We start from the raw sequence: 17,178 nt of genomic DNA, 5'->3' as shown, positions 1-17,178 counted from the left end.
ACGGGAACCGATGAGTTCGGGAGACTTCTGCCCTCGCTGTGGGGATCCGGTTCCGGAGCGCGAGGACCCGCTCCCCGGTGAACCTCGCGAGCGCGACGCCGTCCTCTGTGACGACTGTTACTTCGAGGACTTCGATCTCGTCGACGCGCCCGACCGGATCGAGGTCCGCGTCTGTTCGCAGTGCGGCGCGGTCTACGAGGGCAACCGCTGGGTCGACGTCGACGCCGAAGATTACACCGACGTCGCGATCGAGCAGGTGACCGAGGCCCTCGGCATCCACCTGAAGGCCGAGGACGTCCGCTGGGGCGTCGAGCCCGAACAGATCGACGAGAACACCATCCGGATGCACTGCACGTTCGGTGGCATCGTCCGCGACACCTACCGCGAGGAGACCGTGACGGTCCCGGTCTACATCTCCCGACAGACCTGCGAGCGCTGCGGCCGGATCGCCGGCGGCTACTACGCCAGCATCGTCCAAGTGCGGGCCGAGGACCGGACGCCGACCGCCGAAGAGGAAGAACGCGCGGTCGAGATCGCGGAGTCCTACATCGCAGAGCGCGAGGCGACGGGCGACCGCGAGGCGTTCATCTCCGAGATCACCGAAACTGACGACGGCACCGACATCAAGATCTCGACGAACCAGATGGGTGGCGGCGTCGCGAAGCGGATCGTCCGGGAACTCGGCGGCAACGTCGAGGAGTACCCGACGCTCGTGACGGAGGACGGCGACGGCAACGAGGTCTACCGGGTGACCTACGCCGTTCGGCTCCCGAAGTTCACGCCCGGTGACGTGGTGAACCCCGACGACGACGAGGGGCCAGTGCTGGTGAGGAGCGTCCGCGGGAACCTCAAGGGCGTTCGGCTCACCTCCGGCGAGCCCTACGAGGCCGCCTTCGAAGAGGGCGAGACCCCCGACGCCCGCCTGATCGGGACCGCCGACGAGGCGGCCGAGACGACCGTCGTGGCCGTCGAGGACGAGTACGCGATCCAGGTGCTCGATCCCGAGACGTACGAATCGAAGACCATCTCGCGGCCGTCGTACGTCGACAGCGACGCCGACACCGTGTCGGTGTTGAAAAGTCGTGCCGGCCTACACATTCTTCCCGCCGGAGACGCGGGCAGCGAGAACGACGAATAATGGTACGGCGGGCGCTGAAGGCATCGATCGAGTGAGAAGCAGCGGGACGAAACCTCAGTCGGCCCGAAGCGATTCCTCCGCAGTCCGCGAGCGAACATGATTCTCGCGAACGGAAATGCCGTGCCGCACGAGCGCCGTGGCGAACGCGTCCCTCGAGCGGCCCGCCCGAGACGCCGCCTGTGAGAGCGTCAGTGTTCCGTTCCGGTACAGGGTCATCGCCGTGTTCAGCCCGTGGGTGTACATTGCCGGACACGCTGACACACGATCCGGGTAGTGTTAAGTATTCTGTGAGATAGAGTCTCAATGAACAACGAAGACGCGATTGTAGAAAACGTTCGTCCGATAATATTAGAGTTCATACGTTGTATCCAAACCCAAATTAACATTCATTATGTATCTGTTTCGGGATCGAGCCGATTCGCTGTGAACCTACACAGCGGCCCCCTTGGAAGCGGTCGTCGGGCGAAAGAATTGAATTACCGGGGGTCGAACACTGGCTATGGATCGACAGCAGGTGCTCGCGCTGATACTCGTCCTTCTGATGGTCGGTTCCTCGTTCGCCTACGGGGCGGCGCTACTCTTCTGATCGGCCGGTCCGACTGGTGGACCGTACCGCTGCGCGATGACCACGACAACGGCCGCTACCCGTCCCCCCAGACGTCCGAGAGCGGGTGATTCGACCGGTCGTCGTCACTGGCTCCGTCGGAAGTAGCGCGCTCTCCGCTCGGTCCCGTCGACCGCGACGACCCCGTCGCCGATCGTCCGCCGCTTCGGTTCGACGTCCGGCGACGGTTCGTCGCCGACGATTTCGAGCGGCCCGATCCCGCAGCTGAACCGGACGCACCGCCGGCCGCGACCTGATCGAACTCGGGGAGGTCCGGTTCCGACAGTCGATCGACCTGCTCGCGGAACCACCCCGGCATATCGCTCCGCGTCCGCTCGAACAGGTCGAGCAGCGACGAGTCGGCCAGGTAGGTCGCACCGTAGTCCTCCGGCGAACGGACGACGCGGCCGCACGCCTGGATGACGGTTCGGAGCGCCGCGCGCCGGTACCACGCCCACTGCCCGTCTTCGAGCCGGCGTTCGACCCGCGAGTCGTTCGTGTTGAGGTACGGCGCCTTGCAGACGACCTGCCAGCGACAGAGCTCACCGTCGAGGTCTAAGGCCTCCTCCATCTTGACCGAGAGGAAGACGTCGGGGTCGTCGGTCGTCTTCCAGGACTCCAGTTCGGCGTCGCGGTCCTCTCGGTCGTGCACGCGAACGCGACCCCCGAGGCCGAGTTGGGCGAGCCGGCGGCGGAGTTCCGACTGGATCGCGTAGGAGTGACAGTGCACGAGGCCCTTCTCGTCCGGGTGGTTCGCCATAATTCGGACGAGCGTTCGCGCCACCTTCGGGAGCGTCTCGTCGCGCTCGTCGTACGTCATCTTCCCCCGAGTCACGTCGTACAGCGGGCGGTTCTCGACCGGAAAGGTGTGCTCGACGTCGACGAGGGCGACGCTCGCAGGGTCGAGGCCGACGCCCCGACAGAACGACGCCTTATTCAGGATCGTCGCCGACAGGAGCGCGAACTTGTTGCCGCGGTCCCAGACCGTGTGATGGAGGTAGCGCGCCGGATCGAGCGGCTTGATCGTGATCGCGCTCCCCTCGCCGTCGGGCTGGTCGACGACCCAGGTCGTCGGGCTCTCGGGGTTTCGGTAGTCCTCGACGAACCACTGGAGTTCCGAGCGAAGTTCCTGTAACCGGTCGCGCCGCGCCGCCTCTTCGGGCGTCAGTTCGGGCTTTCTGAGCAACTCGTCCTTCGCGCGCTCGGCCACACCGGCGAGCGTCTCGGCGAAGCGCACGGTCCGTTCGAGCGGATCGCCGTCGGCGGCGACGTCCGGAATCCCCACGTCGTCCCACACCGGCACCGTCCGCGGGTTCAGATCCACGGTCGCGTACATCTCCGCCCACTCCGAGAGGCCGTGCGCCTCGTCGATCACGACGACGTCGCGCTTCCGGAAGACGTCGGATCCGGCGGTCTGCATAAAGTACGCCAGCGTCATCGCCGCGATGCGGCGGTTAGAAGCGATCGCCCGGTCGGAGAAGTACGGACAGCGGTGCCGGACCGAGCAGTCGAAGCCCGAGTGTCTCGCGCACGGGGCGCGGTCGACCGGCGTGTCGGTCTCGCCGTTCAGGATGCACGTGTAGTTCGACTTCCCCCTGATCACGTTCAGGTCGTCGAGCAGCGGGTCCTCGGCGACGTCGTCGAGTTGGGAGACCTGCGGCGTGGTGTAGTACGCGTCGGTCGCCTCGGCGGGCGAGACGTCGTCGGTCGTCGCCGCCGCGCCCGCGATCGCCCGCGCGAGAAGGGACTTCCCGCTCCCCGTCGGCGCGCGGACGAGGACGACGTCGTTCCCGGCGGCGAACGCGTCGCGGATGTCCGACAGCGCCTCCTCCTGCGCGCCGCGGTAGCTCGGGGCCGGAAACGACGAGGGAATCCGATCGGGGTCCACACTCGCTCTGTGGCGCTCTCGGGTAAAAAGGTTCAGACGGGATAGCCGCGGGCGGGTCCAAGGTCTTCTCCGCACCGTTCCGGACGGTTTTACTCTCAACTAAATACTGCTAAACGTACAGACGCAAACTACAACTCCCCCCGGTTCGCTTCCCCTGTATGTTCGCCAGCGCTCCGGATCTGCTTCGACTGGTCGTGCTCCCGGTTCTCGGGTGGACGGCGTGGCGGGACGTCGAGACCAGGCGGGTGCCGACGCGGACCTGGTACCCCCTGGTCGGACTGGGTCTCCTCCTCCTCGCGTGGGACGCCGTCGGCCACCTCTCGCTTGCGACGTCCGCGGACGTGCTGTTCTTCGTCCGCGTCGCCATCAGCCTCTTTCTGGTCGCGCCGATCGCCTACGGCTTCTGGTGGATCGGCGGCTTCGGCGGCGCGGACGCGAAGGCGCTCATCACGATCGCCATTCTTCTCCCCACCTTCCCGACGTACTACTTCCTCGGGTTCGCGCTACCGGAGGTCGTGACGACGCTCGGCGTCTTCTCGATGACGATTCTCACGAACACGGTGCTCCTCGCCGCCGCCTACCCGCTCGCGCTCGGCGTTCGGAACGTCCTCGACGGCGAGGTCCGGTTTCCGGTCTCGTTTCTCGGCACGCGGGTCGACGTCGCCGATCTCGCCGAGGCGCACGGCCGCCTCTACGAAACCCCCGACGGCTTCTCCCGGAACGGCCTCGACATCGACGCCTTGCGGATGTATCTCCGCTGGCGGGGGCTGACCCTCGACGAGTTACGGGCGGCTCCCGAACGGTTCCGTGCTCCCGGGAGCGTCGGTGACACGTACGATCCGACCGACGGGGCGGTCGACGTGGGGGGCGACGGCGCGAGCGACGGTTCCGCGAATCCGAGTGAGGCGGCTACGGGCGTCGAGTCCGACGGCGGGATCTCGCCCGAACGCGACGGCGAGGTACCGGACGAGACCGACGGCGGCGACGTCGGAGTCGCCGCCGAGGCCGACGACCCGTGGGCGGCCGAGGCGTTCCTCGACGACATCGAGGGGAGCGCCTACGGGACCACCCCGGAGAAACTCCGCGGCGGACTCGACGTCGTCTCCGAGCAGGAGGAGGTCTGGATCTCGCCGGGGATTCCGTTCCTCGTCCCGATGTTCGTCGGGACGCTCGTGGCCTTCACGTACGGCGACATCGTCTTCGGCGCGCTCGGTGCGCTCGGCGTCTTCTGACGCCGTTTCGACGCCGACGCCGTGCGACGGGGGCAAAAGACCTATCGGCCGGACTCCCGTCGGTCGAACCAATGACAGAGGACGTCGAGGTCGACTTCGGCGCGGACGGACTCGTCCCCGCCGTGGCACAGGACGCCGACACCGGCGAGGTGTTGATGCTGGCGTACGTCTCGCCGGAGGCGCTCGAACGGACGCGCGAGACCGGCCGGGCGCACTACTACTCCCGCAGCCGCGACGAGCTCTGGGAGAAGGGCGCGACGAGCGGGCACACGCAGTCGGTCGAGGAGATCCGCGTCGACTGCGACGCCGACACGCTGCTGTACCTCGTCGAGCAGACCGGCGGCGCGTGTCACACGGGCCACCGGTCGTGCTTCTACCGCACGGTCGACGGCGAGCACGTCGGCGAGCGCGTGTTCGATCCCGACGACGTCTACGAGTGAGATCGATGGCAGAGTCAGAGTCGAGCACGGACGACGCGGAACGCGGGGCCGAGGGCGCGGCGGCGCTGCTGGACGCCGCCGAGGCGCGCGTCGACGACCTCCGAGCGGCCCGGGAGCGTCGCGAGACGGTCGAATCGGAGATCGACGACGCCGGCGAGGAGGCCGTCGTCGCCGCCGCCGACACGTACCGGAAGGCCCACCGGCTGCTCGATCAGTACGAGGATTCGGCGACCGGAACCGGTGACTTCCAGGCGTACGTTGAGTTCCAGGACAAGTTCCTCGGCCTCCTGGAGGAACTCTCCGACGACGTTCCCGCCACGGACGCCTTCGAGGCCGCCGCCGAGCGGATGGACCGCCGTCGACTGAGCGAGGACGACTTCGAGGGCGCGCGCGACGACCTCGAAGCCGCCGCCGACTACGTCGCCCTCCTGGATCGGCGCGAGGAGACCGAGGAGGCGGTCTCGAAGGCCCGCCGGGACGCGAAGCTCTGCCTCCGCGACCTCGACGAGGAGATCGAACGACGCGAGGAGACGCTCGCCTTCGCCGACGCCGACCTCGACGCGCCGGTCGAAGAACTCCGCGAGCCCATTCGAGCGTACAACGACGCCGTCACCGAGGAGTTCCGGGAGTTCTACGAGTCGGCGGCGGCCGCCGAGGTGATCGCGCTCTTGGAGCGTGCGGACTCGTTCCCGCTCGTCGAGTTCCGGTCGCCGCCGCGGGACCTCAGGGAGTTCGCCCGCGAGAGCCCCGACGCCGACGAACCGATTCCCACGCTCCTGGAGTACGCCGACTACTCGGGGTCGAAACTCGACCACTACGCCGAGGATCCCGCGCTGTTGCAGACGACCGTCGCGGTCCACCGCACGTATCTCGAACGCCTCTCGGCGGACCCGCTGACGGTCGAGCTCCCGCCGCCGACGGCCGAGTCCCTTCGACTCTGGGCCCGCGAGGCGATGTCGCTGCTCGGCCGCTTCGCGAGCGAGGAGACGGTCGCGCGCCTCCGGACGGTGCGGGACCGCACGCGCCGCGACGACTACGAGGAACTGCGGTTCGTCGCCCGCGCGCACGAGGAACTGGACGCCGAGGCGCGCGAACGAGTCAACTCCGGCGCGGCCGCGGCCGAACTCGAGCGCCTCCGCGACGCCCGTGACCGACTCGAAGCGACGCTGCACGAGGAGACGGGGCCGACCGACGGCTCTCGCGGCTGATGGTGGTCGTCTCGGTCGTCGCGTTCGGCGCCGGGGCGCTGTGTCTGTACTACGGCGCGCGCGACCTCCGGTCGAGACGGGCGATCCGACGGTTGGACGCCGAGCGCGACGAGGGGATCGACCCCGCGACCGACCGGGCCGGCGCTCGCGGGAACGCGGCGGCGGGAGGCGCCGACGCCCCTGACGACCCCCGCGACGACGTCGCGATCGAACGCGGGTTCGTCCTCCTGGCGCTCGGCGCGCTCTGTGTGCTGTTCGGCGCGCTCGCACTGTGACGCAGGCGGGGCTCGGGCGGAAGCGTCCGCGTGGTCGACGAACGGTCAGTACAGTTCCGCGAGCGCGTCACGCAGGCGGTCGGCCGCCTGCTCGGCGAGGTCCGACGCGCGTTCCGCGTCGCCCGCCTCGGCGTAGACGCGCACCTTCGGTTCGGTACCGGACGGGCGGACGAGCACCCAGGCGTCGCCGTAGTCGAGGCGGTAGCCGTCGATCGTGTTCGGGTCGGCGTCGACGGATTCGGCGAAGTCACGGGCGGCGTCGAGCATCGCGTCCAGTTCCGCCTCTGAGTCGTATGCGAGGTTGATTCGGACGTTCTCGTAGTCGGTGTAGGGAGCGACGACCGCCGAGGCCGGCCGCTCGGCGACGAGTTCGAGGAACTTCGCGCCGACGTAGGCGCCGTCGCGGACCAGCCGATACTCTGGATAGAAGATTCCGCCGTTGCCCTCGCCGGCGATCGGAACGCGCTCGCCGGCGGCGTGGAGGTCCCGGATTCGCGTGATGATGTTCGTCGCGCCGATCGGCGTGAGTTCGAGCGTCGCGCCGGCGTCGTCGCAGACGTCGACGAGACGCTGGGAGACGTTCACCGCGGCCACGGCGGTGTCGCCCGCGTCCAGTTCCGCGGCGGCGAGCGCGGCCAGGGAGGCCTCGCCGGCGACGAACTCGCCGCGCTCGTCGACGAAGACCGCCCGGTCTGCGTCGCCGTCGTGGGCGATCCCGACGTCGGCGTCGGCCGCTCGCACCAGCGATTCGAGGTCTCGCAGGTTGGACTCGACGGGTTCGGAGGGGCGGCCGGGGAAGTGGCCGTCGGCGTTGGCGTTGACGGTGACGACCTCGCAGCCGAGTTCGCGGAAGAACTCCGGACTCGTCAGCGCGCCCGGACCGTGACCGGGATCGAGCGCGACCGTGAGGTCGGCCGCGGCGATCGACTCACGGTCGACGGCGTCGAGGAGGTCCGCGACGTACTCGCGGTTCGCCGACTCGATCCGCCGCGACTCGCCGACGGCGTCCCACGCGGCGGTGGAAAACCGGTCCTCAAGCACGTGCGACTCGATCTCTTCGAGGTCGGCGACGCCGAGTTCGACGCCGTCCGCGCCGACGAGTTTCACGCCGTTGTACTCCGGCGGGTTGTGCGAGGCCGTGATCACGATCGCCGGGCGGGCCGTCTCGCCGGCGTAGCGGACGGCGCTCGGGGTCGGCGTCGGGCCGAGGCGGTCGACGTCGACGCCGACGCTCTCGAGTCCGCTCGTGGCCGCGTTCGAAAGCATCTCGCCGGTCGTGCGGGCGTCCCGGGCGACGACGGCGCGGTCGGTCTCCCAGACCGTGCCGGCCGCCTTGGCGATCCGGAGGACGAACTCGGGCGTCAGGCCGTCGCCGACGACGCCCCGAGTGCCGCTCGAACCGAACAGTCTCATTACGTCTCTCTCTTCGGTCCTGCGTGAAAGCGGTTGCGACACGGTCGTACGCGGTCGCGAGCGGACGATGATCCCGGCATCGATCGTCCGGTCGACCGCTCCCGCTGGTCGCGCCGGGCGATTACTCGGTCGCCGGCGACGCCCGTCCGGTGAGTTCCAGAAGCGCCGGCAGGACTCTATCGACCGTGAGCGAGTACGCGAAGAACAGCGCGACAGCACCCATCGCGGCCGCCCAGAGCCCCAGTAACGGTTGCCCGTGCTGGACGGTCGCGAGCGCGAACCGCTCGACGTATGCCCCGGCCAGCGAGAGTCCGAGCGCACCCAATCCGAACGCCGAGAGTTCGAGGAGCGCCGGGAAGAGTTCGAGTACGGCAGTCGTCATAGCCGGCCGTATCCGGGGCAGTGTTGTGGCTCTTTCGATCGGCGGAACACCGCGCTCCGGCGGGAACGTGAGCGCTGTCGATTTCGCAGATTACCACCCGGTCCGTCGTCGATTCCCCAACCGAAATTCTGTAGTGCAGCGCCGACAGCCGGAGTGATATGACGGGACGCTACGGCGACCTCGACTTTCCGACACTGACGAAGCGGAGTTTCCTCCTCGGCATCGGCCTGTTCGCGCTGGGCGCGCTCGGCGAATTCGCGCTCGCGGCGACCGGAACGGCGGTACCCGCCTGGGAGCACGCGATACTCGTGGACGCCGAGTGGCTCGGGGTGGTGATCGCGCTCTTCTCTCCGTTCGTGTTCGGTATACTGCTGCCGCTGACGGAGTAAGCACCGCCGAGAGAGTGAGAAGCGCGCGCCGAACACTCGCCGCGCGCCGCGGCGCTCCGGAGACTTTAGGCCGCGTCGCCGCCGAGCGTCCCCTATGAGCGATCCGTTTCCCGACTTCGAGGTCGTCCCCGCGGTCGATATGCAGGACGGCGAGGTGGTGCAGCTCGTACAGGGCGAACGCGGCACCGAGAAACGCTACGGCGACCCCGTCGCCGCCGCGAAACGCTGGGTCGACGCCGGCGCGGAGACGCTGCACCTCGTCGACCTCGACGGCGCGTTCGAGGGCGAACGCGAGAACGCCGACGCCGTCGAGGCCGTCGTCGACGCGGTCGACGTCCCGGTGCAACTCGGCGGCGGGATCCGGACCGCCGCCGACGCCACCGACCTGCTTGACCGCGGCGTCGAGCGCGTGATCCTCGGGACGGCGGCGGTCGAAGAGCCCGAGTTGGTCGCGGAGATCTCCGAGGCGTACCCCGGCCGGGTGATGGTGAGCCTCGACGCGAGAGACGGCGAGGTCGTCGTCTCCGGCTGGACCGAGGAGACCGGCCTCGATCCGGCGGCGGCCGCCAGCAGGTACGAGGACCTGGGCGCGGGGTCGATCCTCTTCACCGACGTCGACGTCGAGGGGAAGCAGGAGGGCGTCCAGACCGAGGTGACGAAGCGCGTCGTCGACGCGGTCGACGTCCCGGTGGTCGCGTCGGGAGGCGTCGCGTCGCTCGACGACGTCCGGGCGCTGAGGGACGCCGGTGCGGCGGCGGTCGTCGTCGGCACCGCGCTCTACGAGGGGGCGTTCACCCTCGCTGCCGCGATGCGCGTTTGAGGCGGTAGCGGGAGAAGACCGCGATCCAGGTGACCGCGATGAGCGCGACTCCGAACCCGGTCGTGACGCCCGACTCCGAGAACAGGAACAGCCCTCCGAGACAGAGCGCGTACGCCCCGAGTGCGATTTCTTTCATCCCCATCGTACACGCTTCGACGCGGCAGGCGTATCAATCTCCGCAAGACGGCCGTCAGACGCTGTGTGGCCGCCGGGCCCTCGATACCGCGTCGAGACCTGGGAATCGGTCCGGCCGGGACCGTCATAATCAGCCCCGCGGCGGCGACCAGGCCCGCTCAGTTCCGTTGTTGGCGGATCTTCTCGCGGCCGGGTTCGATGAGGGCGTTCAGGTACGCCGTGAGCGCGCCCTTCGCGTCCGCCGGGTGGAGTTCGCCGGATTCGAGGTCGTCTTCGAGAGCCTGGTACGTCTCGTAGGTCAGGTCGCCGCCGTATTTGTCGGGGCGCTCGACGACGACCTCGCCGAACCGCGGGAAGACGTGGTACTCGAAGATCTGGAGGACCGGGTTCTCCCGCTCCTCGCCCTCGTCGGTCGGGTCGGGATCGGCCGTCGGCGGGCAGTACGCCTTGTTGACTTTCTCCTCGATGTCCGATTCGGCGTCCTCCATCGAGATGGAGACGCCGGAGGAGGTCGACATCTTGCCGACGCCGGTCGTCAGATCCGCGATCAGCGGCGTGTGCAGACAGGTCGGCGAGTCGGCGTCGATGCTCGGCAGCGTGTCGCGGGCGAGCATGTGGACCTTTCGCTGTTCCATCCCGCCGATCGCGAGGTCGACGTCGAGGTAGACGATGTCGAGCGCCTGCATCAGCGGGTAGACCGCCTGCGCGACCGTCGCGGTGTCGCCGCCGGCGATCTCGGCCATCGCGCGCTCGGCCCGCGAGAGCGACGTCTCAAGCTCCAGGGCGTGCAGATCGAGGACGTACTCCTCGTCGAGTTGGAAATCCGAGCCCAGAACGAACTCCGTCTGGGACGCTTCGAGGCCGTAGGCGACGAACTGCTCCTGCATCCGGGTCGCGGTCTCGCGGATCTCCTCGAACGTCCCCTTCCCGTTGAGGTAGGCGTGGACGTCGGCCAAGAGGACGACGACCTCGAAGCCGGCATCCTGCAGTTCGATCAGTTTGTTTGCCGTCAGCATGTGGCCGATGTGGAGGACGCCGGAGGGCTCGTAGCCGACGTACGCCCGCTTTCCGTCCGGGGACTCGGCTAGCGCGCGCACTTCCTCCTCTGTGACCACCTCGGAGACGTTCCGGGTGATCCGGTCGTAGGCGTCCATACTGGAGGGAAGTCGCGACGCCGGCATATGACTTCTGGGATGGCGTCGTCGGAGGCGGGCGACTCCGAGCCGCACGCACTGGAAAGCATCATACCCGCGCGGTCCCAAGGGAGCCCCGATGGCAACGACCCGTTCGCCGTTCATCGTCCTCATCGGGCTGGTCGCGGTGGCGCTGCTCCCGCTCTTGGTGATGTGGATCGTCATCAGCGACCTCGCGACGTTCGCGTACTTCACCGGCTTCGCGCTGTACTTCCTCGTCGCCCACGTCGCGCTCCCGGGGTGGGTCTACATCGACGCGACCGGCCGCGGGAGCGAGTCGGCGGTCGGCTGGACGGGTATCTGCTTTTTCCTCCCGTTCGTCGGCTTCGTCGCGTACTACTTCCTCGGCCGGCCCGACGCCCCCTACGAGGCGGGCGCGAACGCCGGCGTGCGATAGGCGGCTAGGACGCTCGACGGCCGCCCTACCGACTCTCGCTCCGCGTCTCCGCGCGGTGCTCGGAGATGATCTGATCGACCATCGACGCCTTCCGTTCCTTCTGTCGCTCCTCGGCCCGTCGCTCCCAGTCCGTGATCGCCGCCTCGACGTCGGCCTCGCTGGCGACGGCGAGCTCGTCGACCTCCTGGATCGCGACGTCATCGGCCGGCGAGACCGGAATCTCGTGCTCGAAGAGGATCCGGTCGGCCACCTCAGAGAGGTTGCCCCCGGAGCGGAGCACGACCCGCGGGCCGATCTCCGCGAGGCGCTCGGCGGTGGAGCGGCCCGCACCCGAGGCGTCCCGGAGGTAGACCACGTCGCCGGCGGCCAGCCCGTACTCCTCGTCGGCAGTCTCGATGGCGTCGCGGGTGAACTGCTCGATCACCTTCACCGAGACGAGGTCGCCGTCGGTGTCGACGTCGGCGAAGTTCGAGTGATCGAGTTTCCAGAGGCGCTTCAGCCGCTCTAGCTTCTCGTCGAGTTCCTCGTTCTCGTCCGCTAACCCCTCGACGCGTCGCTCCAGCCGGTCGTTCTCGCGTTCGAGGCGCTTGACTTCGCGGCGCTCTCTGGCCTGCCGGCGCTCCTCGCGCTTGGCCTCGGAGAGTTCCTCCTCGTACTCCTCGATGGTCTCCTCGCGCTCGTCGATCGTCTCGTTCAGGTCGTCGACGTGCGATTCGAGGCGCTCGACCCGCTCGCGGAGCCGCCGGATCTCCTCTTCCTCTTCAGTGAGTTCGCGCTCCTCGTGCTCGGAGTCGGACTCCTCGCTCTCCTCGTCGTCAGCGAGGTCGCGGAGCACCGCCTCCACGGACTCCTCGCCGGCGACGACGCGGGAGATCACCTCGCCGCGCTCGACGTCCACCGGTACCTTCTGTGAGATCCGCTCGATCTGGTCCTCGTGGTCGTCGCGGGCGAAGAGCGCCGCCGCGAGCGCGTCGCGCTGGTGGTCGTTCTCGTAGGCCGCCTCGCGCGTCCGGTGGAGTTTCTCGTCGATCGGGAGGTCCGAGTTCGGCGTCCAGCCGGCGGCGTCGAAGCTCCGCCGGAACTTCTCGACGGTCTCGGGCATCGGCGTCACGTCGGCCGCGACGACGACGGGTCGGCCGCGCTCGATCAGCCACTCGATCACGTCGGCGGTGTCGGCCGTCCGCGTCGAGTAGACGTCGAGGACCTGCCCGTCGAGGCTCACGACCGCCGCGGCCGTCGTCGTGCCCGGGTCGATCCCGACGACGACGTGGTCGCGACGCTTGACCAGCGGTTCGAACTCGATGCCGTCGTGGCGCTCGCGCTCGATCTCGATCCGCGTGTCGCCGGAGCGCCCCTCCGAGACGGGGATGTCCGCCGGCGGCGCCTCGACGGTGAAGACGGCGTTCGCGTATCCGCCGTACTTCTCGGTCACGTCGGTCTCGAATTCCAGGCCCGCCTGCTTCAGGCGCTCTTTCACCTCGCGGGATCGACGCTTCACCGACCCGTGGATCCGCCGGGTGTAGCGGTCCTGGCTCCAGCCGCCCTTGCCGGTCGAGCGTCCGCGGGACACCTTCACCGTCGTCGTGTCGCCGAAGGCCGACACCTCGTAACCGACGTTGGCCGCCGCGAGCCGCGCCGCCGCCTCGGCCTCCTTCATCGGCTTTTTGCCGTACGGCACGCCGTGTCTGGAGGCGACTCGCGAGAGCGGTTCCGGCCGCTCCGCGCCGGTCACCTGCACCAGTTTCGTCTCGGTCGGCAGCGCGCGCAGGAAGTGGACGAGCGCGTCCTTGTCGGCCGCGAGCTCGTACATATTGTCCGTCGCCACCATTGCGGGCTCCTCGCGGTCGAGCAGCCTGCGGAGCTTCCGGTGGGAGACGACGTCGCGGTCGACGTGCTCGCCGTCGAAGGCCACGAGGGCGTAGGAAGGCGCGTCGCCGCGGACGTCACCGCTCTGGATGTCCACGCCTAAGACGAGGGTGTCGAGGGCGCTCGTCCGGTCGTTCACACCCTCGTTTGGTCGCGTGCGGATATATATTCCACGCCGGGTCCGCCGACGGGTGCAGACCCGGTCGACGCGGTTCGCTCCGGCGAGCGTTTATATACGATCGGCCGGCCAGACGTCGCGTGACGTGAGACTCGCCCCGCGTCGACACGCGGTTGCTCGGCACACCGACGCGGGACAAGGGAGCGGCCGCCAGTGAGCGAGCCGCTGGCGGACGGCCCGAGCGGGTGCCGACTGTTCGCCCCTGTACGCAGTCCTCGGACCGGCCCGTTCCCGATTCGACGGTGACGCCCTCACTCGTCGTCGGGGTACGGGACGTCGACCGTCCGGCCGTCGTCGGGAACGAACGCCGTCTCGCCGTCGAAGACCTCTCTGGCCTCCCGTTCGATCGGCGAGGCGTCCGCGGCGTACCGCGAGGAGATGTGGGTGAGCGCGAGCCGCCTCGCACCGGCGCGGTTCGCTATTTCGGCGGCCTCCCGCCCCGTCGAGTGGCCGGTCTGACCCGCCCGGTCGGCCCACTCCTCGGCGAACGTGGCGTCGTGGACGAGTAAATCCGGCGCGTCGACGACGTCGACGGTGGCGTCGACGGGTCGGGTGTCGCCCGTGTAGACGAATCGCCGTCCGGGACGGGGGTCGCCGACGACTTCCTCCGGATCGACGACCGTTCCGTCCGCCAGTTCGACGCTCTCGCCGTCGTGGAGTCGACCGAACTTCGGCCCGACGGGCACGCCCAGGTCCTCCGCCTTCTCGCGGTCGAAGCGCCCGCGCCTGTCGTCCTCGACGAGCGCGTAGCCAACCGAACTGACGTTGCGGTGCTCCGTCGCGAACGTTCGGATCTCGTAGTCGTCGGCGTCGAGCGCGACGGCACCGGGGCGGGCCTCGCGAACGGTGAGCGGGAACCCCGGCCGGTAGCCGCCGGCCTCGACGAGGTTCGTGAGGTGGCCCTTCGATCCCGGCGGGCCGTAGATCGCGAGCGCTTCCGACCGGTCGTTGAAGTCCATCGTCTGGATCAACCCCGGAATCCCGAGCACGTGGTCGCCGTGGAGGTGCGTGACGAACAGGTGCGAGACCGAAAAGCCGGTTCCGAACCGCATCATCTGCCGCTGCGTCCCCTCCCCGCAATCGAACAGCAGTCGCTCCCCCTCGCGTTCGACGAGGAACGCACTCGGACCACGCTGGGTCGTCGGTACGGCCCCGCCCGTCCCGAGAAACGTCACGCGCATCGACATACCCGTCCTGCGTGACGGTCGGGTAAACGCGTGTCGGATGGACGGTACACCTTTTTGCTCCTCCCGTCGGAGGTCGTCGGTATGGACGGAAGCCGGAGTCCCAGATCCGATCGCTGGTGGGACGAGGATCTCGCCGATTCGGACGATCCAGTCGTCGGAGCGGTCGCACTCCTGGTTCTCGGGGCGGGTCTCGGCTCGCTTTTCGGCGTCCCGATCCTCTCTGCGATCGACTTCTGGGTCATCTTCGTCATCGGTTACGCAGTGATCGTCCCGCTCGTGTCGCTGCTGCGCGGACGGCAGCGGGGGGCAGAGAGGGATCGTCACGAGAACACAGACGCCCGACAGCCGGGGGCAGCGGCCGCCGATCGGGGCGACACCGACGGCGTCGACGCGGCGCTCGCGCGTCTCCGCGACCGGTACGCGCGCGGTGACCTCTCCGAGGAGCAGTTCGAGCGGAAACTCGAAGTGCTGCTCGAAACCGACACGCCCGAGAACGCCCGAGATCGAGCATCGAGACGGCGAGCGAACGCTAAAACCGACCGACGGGAGGAGCGGGGTAACGCCGAACGCGACGACGCCGCACGCGAGCGTTCGGGGTAGTTCCGGCGAGGAGAGGGAGAGTTTCTTACCCCCCCGCCGATTAGCCGACGGCAATGGACGCGCCCCTGTGGACGGAGAAGCACGCCCCATCGCTCGCGGAACTGCCGCAAGCGGAGGTCCGAGAACGGCTCTCTCGGACCGTCGACGAGCCGATGAACCTGGTCGTCCAGGGACCGGCGGGCGTCGGCAAGACGGCGGCCGTGCGCGCGCTGGCACGCGAGGCGCACGCGGACCCCGACGCCGACCTGGTCGAGATCAACGTCGCTGACTTCTTCGATCGGAGCAAGAAGGAGATCCGTGAAGACCCTCGATTTTCTCGCTTTCTCCAGGGACAGACCGAGTTCTCGAAGCAGTACCGCCGCGGCGGGAAGGGGAACAAGTACAAGCGGGACTGGTCCAAGCGCGATATGATCTCGCACGTGATGCAGGAGCTGTCCTCGTACAAACCCGCCTCGGGAAGGTACAAGACCGTCCTGCTCGACAACGCCGAGACCATCCGCGAGGACTTCCAGCAGGCGCTCCGGCGCGTGATGGAACAGTACCACCGGAGCACGCAGTTCGTGATCACGACGCGGCAGCCCTCGAAGCTCATTCCGCCGATCCGCTCGCGGTGTTTCCCGGTTCCGGTTCGCGCGCCGACGACCGACGAAATCGAGACGGTGCTGTCGGACGTCGCCGACGACGAGGGAGTCGAAGTCGAGCCGATGGCGCTGAATCTCGTCGCCTCGAAAGCCGACGGCGACCTCCGGTACGCAGTGCTCGCCGCACAGCACGCCGCCGTCGAGGGCGACGGCGCGATCACCGTCGACGCCGCGCAGACGGCGCTGTCTGCGGCCGGTCACGACGACGCGATCAGAGCCGTGCTCGACGCCGCTGCGACGGGAGAGATCCGCGACGCCAGAAAGCAGTTGACGACACTGCTCGACGAGGAGGGATTCGGCGGCCAGGAACTGCTCTCGGAACTGCTCCGCGTCGCCGACACCTACCCCGAGGAGTTCGGCGAGGCCAACCTCGTCCGCCTGCACCGTCTCGCCGGCGCAGCCGACCTCGACCTCGCGGAGGGAAACGACGGCCGGCTCCACCTCACGCACCTGCTCGCCGCGTGGGCCGGCGGGCAGTCAGCACTCGACGGGGAGGCGTTCGCCTGAGATGCGCTTCGCGCCAGGCGTCCGTCAGTTCGCGGTCCCGGCGTTCGCCGCCGCGGCGGTGCTGGCCGTGCTCGCCCCGCCGCTGTCCCTGCTCGCCCTCGCGGTCGGCGGCTTCGTCGCGTGGTTCTTCCGCGACCCCGAGCGTCGCCCCTCCGGCCCGGGCGTGGTCTCGCCCGCCGACGGACGCGTCTCCGTCGTCCGCGAGGAGGGCGATCAGGTCCGCGTGGGCGTATTTATGAACGTCACCGACGTCCACGTGAACCGCGCGCCGTTCGACGGGCGCGTCGAGCGCGTCACTCACCGGCCGGGAAAACACCTGCCGGCGTTCTCGAAGGAGTCCGAGCGAAACGAGCGCGTCGACGTCGACGTCGAGACCGACGAGGGCCCGGCGGAGCTCTCGCTCATCGCCGGCGCGTTCGCCCGGCGGATCCACCCCTACGTCGAGGCGGGCGACGACCTCGACCGCGCCCAGCGGATCGGCCACATCGACTTCGGCTCCCGAGCGGACGTCCTTCTCCCGCCGACGTACGACCGCGAAGACCTCCTCGTCGAGGAGGGCGATTCGGTCCGCGCCGGTGAGTCGGTCGTCGCCGCGCGGGAGCGGTGACGCGGTCCACGTCTCTCGACTCGCTCCGCGTCGGATTTCTGTCCCGGCCTCGGGTCGGTTACCTCGAGAAGTTGCTGT

At 68.8% G+C, this 17,178-nt stretch carries 19 protein-coding genes; 11 read left to right on the top strand and 8 right to left on the bottom strand.

Annotated features, from left to right (window positions below):
• Positions 1 to 10: 10 nt before the first annotated feature.
• Entirely contained in the window at positions 11 to 1,138 is a 1,128-nt protein-coding gene (locus NO360_RS06040) for a 60S ribosomal export protein NMD3 (protein ID WP_256306652.1), read from the top strand.
• A gap of 54 nt (positions 1,139 to 1,192) precedes the next feature.
• Here the strand turns inward: NO360_RS06040 and NO360_RS06035 are convergent, their stop codons facing one another.
• Entirely contained in the window at positions 1,193 to 1,381 is a 189-nt protein-coding gene (locus tag NO360_RS06035) for a DUF7317 family protein (protein ID WP_256307114.1), read from the bottom strand.
• 398 nt (positions 1,382 to 1,779) lie between these two features.
• The gene (locus NO360_RS06030) at positions 1,780 to 3,630 is read right to left on the bottom strand and encodes a helicase C-terminal domain-containing protein (RefSeq protein ID WP_256306651.1); all 1,851 of its coding nucleotides are present in this window, start codon (positions 3,628 to 3,630) and stop codon (positions 1,780 to 1,782) included.
• A gap of 158 nt (positions 3,631 to 3,788) precedes the next feature.
• Here NO360_RS06030 and NO360_RS06025 point away from each other — a divergent pair, with 158 nt between their 5' ends.
• The 4 genes from NO360_RS06025 to NO360_RS06010 all read left to right on the top strand — a co-directional run bounded on the left by NO360_RS06025 (position 3,789) and on the right by NO360_RS06010 (position 6,785).
• Entirely contained in the window at positions 3,789 to 4,862 is a 1,074-nt protein-coding gene (locus tag NO360_RS06025) for an A24 family peptidase C-terminal domain-containing protein (RefSeq protein ID WP_256306650.1), read from the top strand.
• Between the two features lie 71 nt (positions 4,863 to 4,933).
• A complete protein-coding gene (gene hisI / locus NO360_RS06020; protein WP_256306648.1) occupies positions 4,934 to 5,302 on the top strand; it encodes a phosphoribosyl-AMP cyclohydrolase in 369 nt (122 codons plus the stop codon).
• A 5-nt stretch (positions 5,303 to 5,307) separates the two neighbouring features.
• The gene (locus NO360_RS06015) at positions 5,308 to 6,510 is read left to right on the top strand and encodes a DUF7118 family protein (RefSeq protein WP_256306647.1); all 1,203 of its coding nucleotides are present in this window, start codon (positions 5,308 to 5,310) and stop codon (positions 6,508 to 6,510) included.
• Entirely contained in the window at positions 6,510 to 6,785 is a 276-nt protein-coding gene (locus NO360_RS06010; RefSeq protein ID WP_256306645.1) for a hypothetical protein, read from the top strand. The genes NO360_RS06015 and NO360_RS06010 overlap by 1 nt, the downstream gene beginning before the upstream one ends.
• Positions 6,786 to 6,830: 45 nt before the next feature.
• Here the strand turns inward: NO360_RS06010 and glmM are convergent, their stop codons facing one another.
• Together glmM and NO360_RS06000 are read right to left on the bottom strand one after the other, a co-directional pair.
• A complete protein-coding gene (glmM, locus tag NO360_RS06005) occupies positions 6,831 to 8,198 on the bottom strand; it encodes a phosphoglucosamine mutase (protein WP_256306644.1) in 1,368 nt (455 codons plus the stop codon).
• A gap of 121 nt (positions 8,199 to 8,319) precedes the next feature.
• The gene (locus NO360_RS06000) at positions 8,320 to 8,580 is read right to left on the bottom strand and encodes a DUF8151 family protein (protein ID WP_256306643.1); all 261 of its coding nucleotides are present in this window, start codon (positions 8,578 to 8,580) and stop codon (positions 8,320 to 8,322) included.
• Positions 8,581 to 8,738: 158 nt separating this feature from the next.
• Between NO360_RS06000 and NO360_RS05995 the strand changes: the two genes are divergently transcribed.
• Positions 8,739 to 8,969 carry a DUF7860 family protein gene (locus tag NO360_RS05995; RefSeq protein ID WP_256306642.1) on the top strand — a complete coding sequence of 77 codons (231 nt, stop codon included), beginning with the start codon at positions 8,739 to 8,741 and terminating at the stop codon, positions 8,967 to 8,969.
• 94 nt (positions 8,970 to 9,063) lie between these two features.
• A complete protein-coding gene (gene hisA, locus NO360_RS05990) occupies positions 9,064 to 9,789 on the top strand; it encodes a 1-(5-phosphoribosyl)-5-[(5-phosphoribosylamino)methylideneamino]imidazole-4-carboxamide isomerase (protein ID WP_256306641.1) in 726 nt (241 codons plus the stop codon).
• On the opposite strand, the gene NO360_RS05985 is transcribed toward hisA, so the two are convergent.
• A complete protein-coding gene (locus NO360_RS05985; protein WP_256306639.1) occupies positions 9,761 to 9,931 on the bottom strand; it encodes a hypothetical protein in 171 nt (56 codons plus the stop codon). The two genes, hisA and NO360_RS05985, sit on opposite strands and share 29 nt — an antisense overlap.
• A 151-nt stretch (positions 9,932 to 10,082) precedes the next feature.
• Positions 10,083 to 11,078, bottom strand: a complete 996-nt coding sequence (locus tag NO360_RS05980; RefSeq protein ID WP_256306638.1) for a tyrosine--tRNA ligase — start codon at positions 11,076 to 11,078, stop codon at positions 10,083 to 10,085.
• A gap of 118 nt (positions 11,079 to 11,196) precedes the next feature.
• On the opposite strand from NO360_RS05980, the gene NO360_RS05975 reads away from it, so the two are divergent.
• On the top strand, positions 11,197 to 11,514 hold the full coding sequence (locus NO360_RS05975) for a PLDc N-terminal domain-containing protein (protein WP_256306637.1): 318 nt from the start codon (positions 11,197 to 11,199) through the stop codon (positions 11,512 to 11,514).
• A gap of 25 nt (positions 11,515 to 11,539) precedes the next feature.
• Here NO360_RS05975 and NO360_RS05970 read toward each other — a convergent pair whose 3' ends face one another.
• Positions 11,540 to 13,519 (bottom strand): DUF460 domain-containing protein, encoded by a 1,980-nt coding sequence (locus NO360_RS05970; protein WP_256306636.1) that lies wholly within the window; start codon positions 13,517 to 13,519, stop codon positions 11,540 to 11,542.
• A gap of 290 nt (positions 13,520 to 13,809) precedes the next feature.
• Complete coding sequence (gene rnz / locus NO360_RS05965; protein ID WP_345780186.1) at positions 13,810 to 14,739, bottom strand: ribonuclease Z; 930 nt, start codon at positions 14,737 to 14,739, stop codon at positions 13,810 to 13,812.
• 87 nt (positions 14,740 to 14,826) lie between these two features.
• On the opposite strand from rnz, the gene NO360_RS05960 reads away from it, so the two are divergent.
• Genes NO360_RS05960 through NO360_RS05950 form a run of 3 tightly spaced genes read left to right on the top strand, consistent with a single transcriptional unit; the run spans position 14,827 to position 17,100 of the window.
• Entirely contained in the window at positions 14,827 to 15,345 is a 519-nt protein-coding gene (locus NO360_RS05960) for an SHOCT domain-containing protein (protein ID WP_256306634.1), read from the top strand.
• 53 nt (positions 15,346 to 15,398) lie between these two features.
• Positions 15,399 to 16,493: an AAA family ATPase gene (locus NO360_RS05955; RefSeq protein ID WP_256306633.1), complete on the top strand. Its 1,095-nt coding sequence runs from the start codon at positions 15,399 to 15,401 to the stop codon at positions 16,491 to 16,493.
• A 1-nt stretch (position 16,494) separates the two neighbouring features.
• A complete protein-coding gene (locus tag NO360_RS05950) occupies positions 16,495 to 17,100 on the top strand; it encodes a protein sorting system archaetidylserine decarboxylase (RefSeq protein ID WP_256306632.1) in 606 nt (201 codons plus the stop codon).
• The last annotated feature ends 78 nt before the right edge of the window (positions 17,101 to 17,178 follow it).

This window comes from Halobellus litoreus, assembly GCF_024464595.1.
In the GTDB taxonomy this organism is placed as follows: Archaea; Halobacteriota; Halobacteria; order Halobacteriales; family Haloferacaceae; genus Haloquadratum; species Haloquadratum litoreum.
Note: the sequence above shows the minus strand (reverse complement) of the source record. Positions and strands in the feature narration are given on the sequence as shown.